The sequence below is a fragment of the Lactiplantibacillus dongliensis genome, from assembly GCF_005405105.1.
Lineage (GTDB): Bacteria > Bacillota > Bacilli > Lactobacillales > Lactobacillaceae > Lactiplantibacillus > Lactiplantibacillus dongliensis.
Map to the genome: position 1 here is coordinate 22,152 of NZ_BJDK01000042.1, position 8,209 is coordinate 30,360.

7 protein-coding genes are annotated in these 8,209 nt (G+C 46.2%); all 7 read left to right on the forward strand.

All coding sequences use genetic code 11. The features are described 5' to 3' along the window. Positions 1-42 precede the first annotated feature (42 nt). A complete protein-coding gene (gene ltrA / locus FFM80_RS12875) occupies positions 43-1,425 on the forward strand; it encodes a group II intron reverse transcriptase/maturase (protein ID WP_137641168.1) in 1,383 nt (460 codons plus the stop codon). A 331-nt stretch (positions 1,426-1,756) separates the two neighbouring features. Further along, positions 1,757-2,494: a metal ABC transporter ATP-binding protein gene (locus FFM80_RS12880; protein ID WP_137641169.1), complete on the forward strand. Its 738-nt coding sequence runs from the start codon at positions 1,757-1,759 to the stop codon at positions 2,492-2,494. Continuing rightward, on the forward strand, positions 2,491-3,360 hold the full coding sequence (locus tag FFM80_RS12885; protein WP_137641170.1) for a metal ABC transporter permease: 870 nt from the start codon (positions 2,491-2,493) through the stop codon (positions 3,358-3,360). Before FFM80_RS12880 ends, FFM80_RS12885 begins: the two co-directional genes overlap by 4 nt. Beyond that, positions 3,357-4,301: a metal ABC transporter solute-binding protein, Zn/Mn family gene (locus FFM80_RS12890; protein WP_137641171.1), complete on the forward strand. Its 945-nt coding sequence runs from the start codon at positions 3,357-3,359 to the stop codon at positions 4,299-4,301. Before FFM80_RS12885 ends, FFM80_RS12890 begins: the two co-directional genes overlap by 4 nt. Positions 4,302-4,628: 327 nt before the next feature. Then, entirely contained in the window at positions 4,629-5,222 is a 594-nt protein-coding gene (locus tag FFM80_RS12895) for an NADPH-dependent F420 reductase (protein ID WP_137641172.1), read from the forward strand. Between the two features lie 12 nt (positions 5,223-5,234). Beyond that, entirely contained in the window at positions 5,235-6,221 is a 987-nt protein-coding gene (locus FFM80_RS12900) for a zinc-binding dehydrogenase (RefSeq protein ID WP_137641173.1), read from the forward strand. Between the two features lie 142 nt (positions 6,222-6,363). Next, on the forward strand, positions 6,364-7,878 hold the full coding sequence (locus tag FFM80_RS12905) for a flavocytochrome c (protein WP_137641174.1): 1,515 nt from the start codon (positions 6,364-6,366) through the stop codon (positions 7,876-7,878). The last annotated feature ends 331 nt before the right edge of the window (positions 7,879-8,209 follow it).

Here is an 8,209-nt window from a genome sequence, read left to right on the forward strand (position 1 = left end):
ACCGAACAATAATAATTCTCACTGATATTGGAGGTGTTGGTAATGCGAAGATTGCAGAAAACAGAACAAGCTGACCGCCAAGGGATAGATAGTCTGGAAGACAAAGGGTATCTTGGGGCGCATAGTGTTACCGATGGTGAAAGTACGGTGCAGAATGGTGTTCCATTTGTAGACTTGGTGCTTGCGAGAGGTAACCTTAATCTCGCTTTTAAACGAGTGAGATGTAACAAAGGAGCTGCCGGTATCGATGGTATGACCGTTGACCAGCTATCTGAATACATCTACAAGCACCGAGACGAACTCCTAGAGAGTTTACGTAACGAGACTTACTGCCCGAAACCAGTTAAGCGTGTTGAAATTCCAAAGCCAGATGGGTCAACCAGAAAGCTAGGTGTTCCGACTGTGATTGACAGAATGGTCCAACAGGCGGTAGTCCAAGTTTTGTCACCAATCTATGAGCAAGTATTCTCCGACAATAGCTACGGCTTTAGGCCTGGACGAAGTGCACATGACGCCATCAAAAAGGTCACGAGCCTTTATAATCAGGGCTATCACTACGTGGTAGACCTGGACTTAAAAGCCTACTTTGATACGGTGAATCATGATTTACTAATGAACTTTGTTCAACAGCAAATACATGACCCGTGGCTATTACATCTAGTCCGGCGGTTCCTAACTAGTGGTGTGATGAATGGTCAGTTATTCCAGAAGACAACGAAGGGCACCCCGCAAGGTGGTAACCTATCGCCACTATTAGCCAACATTTATCTGAATGAATTAGATAAATTACTGGTCAGTCGAGGGCACCAATTTGTACGCTATGCGGACGACTGTAACATTTATGTCAAAAGTAAGCGTGCTGGCGAGCGAGTCTTGAGGAATGTTGCCAAATTTCTAGAAAACAGCCTAAAAGTGACAGTCAACCAGAAGAAGACAACGGTTGGGTCACCATTAAGATTAAAATTTCTAGGATTTACACTGGGCGTTGACCGAAATGGGGCGTACCCGCGCCCACACGGGATTGTCAAAGGACGAATTAAGCAGGCACTTAAAGTTATAACAGGTCGAAGCCGTGGAATCAGTTGGCAACAATTGATGAAAGAAATTCGTCAGAAAATGCGAGGCTGGTTACAATATTATGGAATTGGTAAATTAAAGACGTTTATTCAGCAATTAGACCGGTGGCTTAGAAGTCGCATAAGGCAATTGATTTGGAAACGTTGGAAGAAGGTCAAGACCCGATATCGTCAATTAGTAAAAATGGGAATGACCCCAGAACAGGCCAAAACCAATGCCAATACCCGTAAAGGGTATTGGAGGACAGCTCATAGTAAGACAATGAAATATACGTATACAAATGAAAAGCTAGAGCAACTTGGATTGATAAATCTGTCCAAGACGCTCCAGCTTATTCAGAATACTTAAATTATTGAACCGCCGTATACGGATCCGTACGTACGGTGGTGTGAGGGGTCGGTAATTGAAATAATCAATTACCTCCTACTCGATTGCTTTGGGGGTGAAGCTTGTTATAGGGCCACTTAATCCAACTAGCAACAAAAAGTTGTGAATAATTAAAGACAGTTACAAGTGTTTTTAGGATAAATGGCACCTGGTTCAGCCTATCATCAACATAATTCAGAAATTATCATTAAAAGTTAACTAAGCCTAACAATTATTTGCTAGTTTGTTAACAATCCGATAGACTGAGGGAGAACGGCGGGATGCCGTAAATCGAAATCGGAGGTTGATTTTCATGCTTAATGTACGAAACCTAACTGTTGCTTACGATGACACCCCAGTCTTTAAAGCGCTGGCGGTAACCTTTGCCCCGGGTAAGATCACCGGGATTATTGGTCCCAACGGCGCAGGCAAGTCGACCCTAATTAAAGGGATGCTTGGGCTGATTAAGACCCAAGCGGGAACTGCAACTTTTGACCAGCAGCCCCTGAGTCAATTAAAAACCAAGGTGGCTTATGTTGAACAACGCAAGGATCTAGATCTGACGTTTCCAATTAATGTGGCTGAAGTGGTCTTGACCGGGACGTATGGTCGCTTGGGCTTGTTCAAAAGTCCGGGACGCACTGAGCGTCAGGCCAGCGCGGCTGCTTTAGCCCAAGTGAAGCTTACTGATTTGGCCCAACGCCAGATTGGCAATTTGTCCGGTGGTCAGCTACAACGGGTGTTTGTCGCCAGAGCGATTGTTCAAGACGCCGAAATCATTATTTTGGATGAACCGTTTGTCGGGATTGATCTGCAAAGCGAAACTGCCATTATGCAAATCTTGAAGCAGTGGCGGGATGCTGGCAAGACCATTATCGTGGTTCACCATGATTTAAACAAAGTATCGCGGTACTTTGATGATTTGGTCATTTTGAATCATGGCATTGTGGCGGCGGGGCCGGTTGAGTCGGTCTATACGCCAGCCAATATTGCGAAGACGTTTAGTGCCGATTTGTCGCAAGTCTTATTTGCGGCGGGAGGTGGCCAATGAATTCAATCATGAGTTTTATTAGTGCCCTAGGAAAATATGATTTTCTCCAGAGTGCCTTACTAACGGCAACTATGGTCGGCGTGATGTCCGGCTTAATTGGCAGCTTTATTATTTTACGCGGCATGTCGTTGATGGGTGATGCAATTTCACACGCCGTCTTGCCGGGAGTCGCGTTAGCCTATATGTTTGGCTTTAACATTTTAATCGGGGCGTCGGTCTTTGGCATTCTAGCAGCGTTACTAATTGGTTACGTCGCTAGTCATAGTCAGCTGAAGACCGATACGTCGATTGGGATTATCTTTAGTGCCTTTTATGCGTTAGGCTTTATCCTAATTTCGTTAGCGGAAAGTTCGACTAACTTGCATCACATTTTATTCGGGAACATTTTGGCCGTCAGTGATCAAGATATTATGACAACGGCGGTGGTCCTCGGTCTCGTGATCTTGTTTGTTGTTTTCTTCTATAAAGAATTACTGATCAGCTCGTTTGATGCGACTTTTGCCCAAACGTATGGTTTAAAAGTTCAGTTGTTGCATTATGCGTTGATGCTCGTGTTAACGCTGGTAACGGTCTCGGCGTTACAAACCGTCGGGATTATCCTAGTTGTGGCGATGCTGATTACCCCGGCGGCAACGGCCTTTTTATGGACACAGAAGTTATCGCAATTGCTGGTTGTCGCAGCCTTAATGGGTGTCTTGTCTTCAGTCATTGGTTTGTACTTCAGCTATACCTTTAACTGGGCATCTGGTCCAGCGATTGTGTTAGTCGCAGCGATGTTATTCGGTATCTCCTTTGTTGTGGCGCCACGGCAAGCTGGCGGTCAACTCTGGCAAGCCTTAGCGCGGCGACGGCGGGTGCGCGTATGAAAAAACAACTCTTAGCGGTCGTCGCGGTGATTGGGCTGATTACAGGGGTGGCGGGCTTTCTACATCAACGCCAGACACGGCCAGTGCCCCAACCTGCAGCTAATGGTCAATTACAGGTGGTTACGACGAATTCAATCTTAGAAGACATGGTCAAGCAAGTCGGCGGGCGGCACGTGGCGGTCTATAGTATCGTCAAGCGGGGGACCGATCCACATGAATATGAACCACGACCGGCCGACATTGCGGCCACAGCCGAAGCCAAGGTCATCTTTCATAACGGGTTGAATCTGGAAACGGGTGGTAATGGTTGGTTCAATGATTTGATTACGACCACGCACAAACGTGAGAATTTAGAAGTCTTTGCGGCTAGCCGAACAGTGACGCCGAAGCGCTTGACTACCAATGCCGATGAAGTCGACCCGCATGCCTGGTTGGACTTGGCTAATGGGATTAAGTATGTTCAAGAGATTACGCGGGTGCTTAAGCGCCGCGATCCGCAACATGCTGTGGCCTACCAAACCAATGCCGAGGCATATACGCGAAAGTTACGGCAGTTGCATACGCAGTCACAGGCTAAGTTCAAAACGTTACCAGCTAATCAACGGGTCCTAGTGACGTCAGAAGGCGCGTTTAAATATTTTGCGGCTGCGTATCAGGTAACGCCAGCCTATATCTGGGAGATTAATACCGAAGCACAAGGTACGCCTGCGCAGATGCGTGCGGTTATTAAGACGATTCGAGCATCGCAAGTGCAGCGGTTGTTTGTTGAAGCTTCAGTCGCGCCGAAGTCGATGCAAAAAGTTGCTCAAGAAACGGGGTTAAAGATTCAGGCCAAGCTGTTGACCGATTCCTTAGCACCGGCGGGTCAACCGGGATCGACATATTATGAGATGATGCAATGGAATCTGACTAAAATTTATCAAGGCTTGTCGCAATCGTAAGGCTGGTTGCGGGGCTCAGGATAGGACTCAGCCATCTTAACTGATTGCTGAGTCCTAATTTGTATAGCCCAAACGTGACTTAACAGGTTCTTTACTAAAACAGTATCAGCTTAAGCCTAGGAACAATGGTTGTTTGCAGGTTACTGGTTACAACGGAGCTGTCGCTTAGCCTAGGCTAATATTGAGCAGTAAACTTTGAATCAGTTTGACCTTAGTTTAGAATTAAAGTACGTTCGTTGCTAGTTGACTTAAATTGCCACTTTGGTTGGCAGCAATTTCAACTAGCACCAAGCATAAGTAATGTATTAATTGAAAGTGGTGATGTGAATGAACATCGGAATCGTCGGGGCCGGCACGGTTGGCAGTGTGTTGGCACAAACTTTTGCACAAGGTGATCATCAAGTTAAATTGAGTCGGCACAGTGGGGCAACAAGTTTGGCACCGCGCCGCGCCGAATTTAGTCCGCAAGTGAGCTTTGTCGAAGTAGTGGAAGCGCTGCAACAGCCCATCGTGATTATGGCTGTGCCGTTCGAACAAGCACCAGCTGTTTTGAAAACGGTGCCGGACTTTGACCAGCGAATTGTGATTGATGTGACGAATCAGTTCACGGCTGATTTTAAGAAGATTAATACGGCGCCATTAACGGGCAGTGAAGTGATTGCACAAGCAGCGACGAATGCGCGGGTCATCAAGGCCTTCAATACCTTGCCGCCAGACTTTATGACGGGGCAAGTGACTGGTCCCGGTCGGCGGGTGCTTTTCTATGCCGGGGATGATGTTACGGCTAAAAAAACATTCGCGGCGTTGGTCCGCCCATTGAATTTTCGGCCAGTCAACTTGGGTAAACTGCGGCATGGCGGCAGTGTCATGCAAGTTGGTGGCGGTCTGGGTAATACACATTTTGTGCAGATAGATGAATAGGAGGGATTATTTTTGCGAGCATGGCTGGTACCGAATCAAGCGACCTTAGGATTAGAAAATTTAAAAATTGCGGATGTGGCCATCCCGATGCCGGGCGATGATGAACTGCAAGTGAAAGTTCACGCGGTCGGGTTAAATCCGGTCGACTATAAGGTTATCGATGCCGGGGTTGCGGCGTGGGCCACCCCACATATTATTGGCATCGATGTCGCTGGTGAAGTGACCAAAGTCGGCGTCCGTGCTAGTGGTTTTAAAGTGGGTGACCGGGTCTTTTATCACGGTGACCTCAGACGAGATGGCAGCTTGGCAGCGTATACTGTTACTTTGGCAGCGGGGGTTGCCCATCTGCCGGCTGAACTGAGCTATCAACAAGGGGCGGCGATTCTATGCGCCAACTTAACTGCGTATCAAGCGCTGTATCGAAAAGTGAATCTGACGACGGCCCATAGTGTATTGATTCATGCTGGTGGCGGGGCGGTTGGCCTAGCTGCCTTACAATTGGCCCACCAGTTAGGGTTACAAACGATTACAACGACTTCGGAACGAAAGCTAGCTTTGGTTGAAAAAGTCGGCGCGGACACGATTATTGATTATCATCATGAAGATGTGACAAAGGCCGTACTCGCGGCTACGAGTGGTCGGGGTGTGGATATTAGCTTGAATACGATTGGTGGCGCTGAACTGGCTGCTGATACAGCTCGAATGGCTTACAATGGTCAGATTGTTGCCATTGGTGATGGCTATCCCGACCATATTGACTTAGATGGGCGAGCTTTAGCTCTGATTCGATCTGGTCTAGGTGGGGTGTACCGTTCCAATGACGAACTGGCGATTCATGATTTGGCGGTCATGGCAAACGGGGTCGCCCAGTTAGTGGTTGCCGGTAAGCTTGACCCATTGATTGGGGCGGTTGAGCCATTTGAGCAAGCAGCTGTTGCGTTACAAGCTTTAAAGGCTGGGACGACTATTGGTAAAACGATTATCAAAGTGACCCCATAAAGCGATCGAAGTAGCCAGTTAGCGTTAAGTTAATTGGCTTTTTTGTGTCCTTTTGAAATGGATACTAATGAAGCCGTTTTCACAAAGGTTTACCTATGTTAACATTGAGTTTGTAGCGAAACTTATTTTGGAGGGATTATTGATGAAGAGTCGGTTAATCACCATTGCAGCGGGGCTGGCAATGGTTACAGCTAGTTTAAGTGGCTGTGGTAATAGCAACACGAGTAAAAAGAGTAGTGCTAGTCGTTCGACTAAGAAGACGACGCAGGTGACGAGTTCAGCATCGACGGCGAAATACACGCCAGCGAAGGATCTTAAATCAAAATATGATGTGATTATCGTTGGCGCTGGTGGGGCTGGGATGTCCGCGGCCTTGGCAGCTAAGGATAAAGGCTTGAATCCAGTTATTTTGGAAAAGATGCCGATTGCTGGTGGGAATACGTTGAAAGCCTCGTCCGGGATGAATGCTTCCGAAACGAAGATTCAGAAAAAAGATGGGATTAAAGATACCAATCAAAAATTCTATGAAGAAACCTTAAAAGGTGGACATGGGACTAACGATAAAAAGATGCTCCGGTTCTTCGTCAATCATTCAGCGAGTGCCATTGATTGGTTAGATAGTATGGATATTAAACTAAATAACTTGACGATTTCTGGTGGGATGAGTGTCAAACGGACCCATCGTCCTGCTGATGGCTCAGCAGTTGGGGGCTATTTAGTGACGGGGTTATTGCGTAATGTGAAGAAGCAAAATATTCCGGTATTTGTCAATACTGATGTCACTAAGATTAATCAAGCTAATGGCAAAGTTAGTGGCGTTAAAGTTAAAATCAATCAAGACAAGACTAAGACGATTAGTTCAAAAGCCGTGGTCGTGACAACTGGGGGCTATGGCGCTAGCAAAAAGTTAATCAAGAAGTATCGGCCAGATTTAGCTAATTATGTGACCACGAATCAAAAAGGAAGTACTGGTGACGGGATTAAGTTAATCACGGCGATGGGCGGTTACACCGTCGACATGAATAAGATCCAAATTCATCCAACGGTGCATCAAAAGCCAGCTTATTTGATTGGTGAAGCCACACGTGGCGAAGGCGGAATCTTGGTTAATCAAAACGGAAAACGTTTCGTCAATGAATTAAAGACGCGGGATTTAGTTTCAGCCGCCATCAATAAACAACCAAATAAAGATGCTTATGTGGTCTTTGACAGTGGTGTTAAGGCGCGGGTTGGGTCAATTGCCCAGTATCAAAAGTTGGGCTTTGTGAAGTCCGCTGATTCTTGGACTGCTTTGGCGAAGAAGTTGAACGTGCCAAGTAGTACTTTTAAGACGACGGTGACGGATTGGAATCAAGCCGTTAAAAATCAAAAAGATCCGGACTTCAAGCGGACTACTGGGATGGATCATCAACTGAATGGCAAAACCTGCTACGCCATTAAGATTGCGCCCGGAATTCATTACACAATGGGTGGTGTGAAGATCAATCCGCAAACGGAAGTTTTGAAGAAGTCGGGTCAGACTATTCCGGGATTATTCGCAGCTGGTGAAGTTACTGGTGGTTTACATGGTAGCAACCGAATTGGCGGAAACTCAGTTGCTGAGATTATTATCTTCGGTCGCCAGGCCGGGACGGAAGCTGCTAAGTACTTGAAGTAAGTTAAGGGTTATAGGCCAGTTATTTGGCCAATTAAAAGTGAAAATGATCGTTAAAAAGCGAGTGAAGTCTGATAGAAAAGATTTTCACTCGTTTTTTGGCGATCATTTCTTTTCTGAGTATTTTGTGATCACTAGTTGCGATTAAGACTAAGGTCAGGTGATTGTCTGATAGCTTGTGGATTAAAACCTAACTATCAAGTTGGTGTCGAACTTTGAAGATGCTAGTCGGGCTGGCTGCAATGAATTAATGTTAGTTTACGCTTGGTGCTAGTTGATTAGATTTGTACAAAAATAGCCCAACAAGGCTACACTATAGTTACTCTACTAACTA